Genomic DNA, 2,329 nt, shown 5'->3' on the forward strand with positions numbered 1-2,329 from the left:
CAGATACAAAAAAGCCGAGCTAATGCTCGGCTTTTGTATTAAGAATCTAGTATAGATTACTCAGCAGCTTCTTCAGCAGCTGGGCGGTCTACAAGCTCAATGTAAGCCATTGGAGCTTTATCACCAGTACGGAAACCACATTTAAGAATGCGAGTGTAACCACCTTGGCGAGCCGCGAAACGCGGGCCTAGTTCATTAAATAGTTTTGCCACAACTTCGTTATCACGAGTGCGAGCAAATGCAAGACGACGGTTAGCAACACTGTCTGTCTTAGCTAGGGTAATCAATGGCTCAATTACGCGACGTAGTTCTTTTGCTTTAGGCACGGTAGTTTTAATAACTTCGTGACGAACAAGAGAGCTAGCCATGTTGCTGAACATCGCTTTGCGATGACTGCTGTTGCGGTTGAGTTGACGACCACTTTTACGATGGCGCATGACCTAATCCTTCTAACTTTTCGATTAATCTTCAGCGATTGACGCTGGTGGCCAGTTTTCTAGGCGCATGCCTAGAGAAAGACCACGTGAAGCAAGCACATCTTTAATCTCTGTAAGAGATTTCTTACCAAGGTTTGGCGTTTTAAGTAGCTCAACCTCAGTGCGCTGTACAAGATCACCGATGTAGTGAATCGCTTCTGCTTTCAAACAGTTAGCAGAGCGAACTGTTAGTTCAAGATCGTCTACAGGACGTAGTAGGATAGGATCGAATTCTGGCTTCTCTTCCTTCTCCTCAGGTACACGTACATCACGAAGATCTACGAACGCATCCAGTTGTTCAGCTAAAATAGTAGCTGCACGACGGATTGCTTCCTCAGGTTCTAGAGTACCGTTCGTTTCCATATCGATAACAAGCTTGTCTAAGTCAGTACGTTGTTCTACACGTGCCGCTTCAACAGCATAGGCGATTTTATCGACCGGGCTGTAAGTAGCGTCAACAAGTAGACGACCGATTGGACGCTCATCTTCTTCAGTATGGATACGAGCTGAAGCTGGAACGTAACCACGACCACGTTCTACTTTGATACGCATAGCGATCTCAGCGTTGTCATCCGTTAGGTGACAAATTACGTGCTCAGGGTTAGCGATCTCTACATCACCATCGTGGGTGATGTCACCTGCAACAACAGGGCCTGAGCCTGATTTGTTCAGTGTAATAAACACTTCATCTTTGCCTTCAGCAACGCGTACAGCTAAACCTTTAAGGTTTAGAAGGATTTCCAGGATATCTTCCTGAACGCCTTCTTTAGTGCTGTATTCGTGTAGCACACCTTCGATTTCAACTTCTGTTACGGCACAACCCGGCATAGAAGATAGAAGAATGCGGCGAAGAGCATTACCTAGAGTATGGCCGAAACCGCGCTCTAATGGCTCAAGAGTTACTTTCGCGTGTGTCGTATTGATCTGTTCAATGTCAACAAGACGCGGCTTAAGAAATTCTGTTACAGAACCCTGCATTGTGTCCTCTCTTTTTTTAACCTTACTTAGAGTAAAGTTCGACGATCAAGTGTTCATTGATGTCAGCTGATAGGTCAGAACGCTCAGGCATACGCTTGAATGTACCTTCCATTTTGCCAGCATCTACTTCAATCCAAGTTGGCTTTTCACGTTGTTCAGCAACTTCTAGAGCCGCTTTAATACGAGATTGCTGTTTAGCTTTCTCGCGGATAGAAACAACGTCGTTTGCCGCTACTTTGAAAGAAGGAACGTTTACAACTTTACCGTTAACTAGAATAGACTTGTGGCTAACTAGTTGACGAGATTCAGCACGAGTAGCGCCAAAGCCCATACGGTAAACTACGTTATCAAGACGACCTTCAAGAAGCTGAAGCAGGTTTGCACCTGTGTTGCCTTTAAGACGTGCAGCTTCTTTGTAGTAGTTGCGGAATTGTTTTTCTAGAACGCCGTAAATACGACGAACTTTTTGCTTCTCACGAAGCTGAACGCCATACTCAGATAGACGACCGCGACGAGCGCCGTGTACACCTGGTGCGTTATCAATTTTACACTTGGTATCGATCGCACGGACACCAGACTTAAGGAATAAGTCAGTACCTTCGCGACGGCTAAGCTTCAGCTTAGGACCCAAATATCTTGCCATGATCTTTCTCCAATATTCCTAGAAACGAAACTTAAACGCGACGTTTCTTAGGTGGACGACAACCGTTATGAGGGATTGGTGTCGCATCAACAATGTTAGTGATACGGAAACCAGCAGCGTTCAGTGCACGAACAGTAGATTCGCGACCTGGACCTGGACCCTTAACCATAACTTCCAAGTTCTTTAGGCCATATTCTTTAGCCATTTCACCACAACGCTCAGCTGCAACTTG

4 protein-coding genes are annotated in these 2,329 nt (G+C 45.5%); all 4 read right to left on the reverse strand.

Annotation, left to right across the window (positions count from 1 at the left end; genetic code table 11):
- Positions 1–56: 56 nt before the first annotated feature.
- Positions 57–437, reverse strand: a complete 381-nt coding sequence (gene rplQ / locus AB4496_RS07900) for a 50S ribosomal protein L17 (RefSeq protein WP_004729812.1) — start codon at positions 435–437, stop codon at positions 57–59.
- Between the two features lie 24 nt (positions 438–461).
- Positions 462–1,454: a DNA-directed RNA polymerase subunit alpha gene (locus AB4496_RS07905; RefSeq protein WP_004729813.1), complete on the reverse strand. Its 993-nt coding sequence runs from the start codon at positions 1,452–1,454 to the stop codon at positions 462–464.
- A 22-nt stretch (positions 1,455–1,476) separates the two neighbouring features.
- The gene (rpsD, locus tag AB4496_RS07910; RefSeq protein WP_004738777.1) at positions 1,477–2,097 is read right to left on the reverse strand and encodes a 30S ribosomal protein S4; all 621 of its coding nucleotides are present in this window, start codon (positions 2,095–2,097) and stop codon (positions 1,477–1,479) included.
- A 31-nt stretch (positions 2,098–2,128) separates the two neighbouring features.
- Positions 2,129–2,329: 30S ribosomal protein S11 (gene rpsK / locus AB4496_RS07915; RefSeq protein WP_372130786.1), on the reverse strand; the 201-nt coding region annotated here is incomplete at its 5' end.

The organism is Vibrio sp. 10N.222.46.A1 (genome assembly GCF_041473595.1).
Classification (GTDB): domain Bacteria; phylum Pseudomonadota; class Gammaproteobacteria; order Enterobacterales; family Vibrionaceae; genus Vibrio; species Vibrio tasmaniensis_A.

Bases quoted from the DNA above. Each gene is read 5' to 3' on its own strand.
- rplQ (WP_004729812.1), bottom strand. From the start codon at position 437: ATGCGCCATCGTAAAAGTGGTCGTCAACTCAACCGCAACAGCAGTCAT.
- AB4496_RS07905 (WP_004729813.1), bottom strand. From the start codon at position 1,454: ATGCAGGGTTCTGTAACAGAATTTCTTAAGCCGCGTCTTGTTGACATT.
- rpsD (WP_004738777.1), bottom strand. From the start codon at position 2,097: ATGGCAAGATATTTGGGTCCTAAGCTGAAGCTTAGCCGTCGCGAAGGT.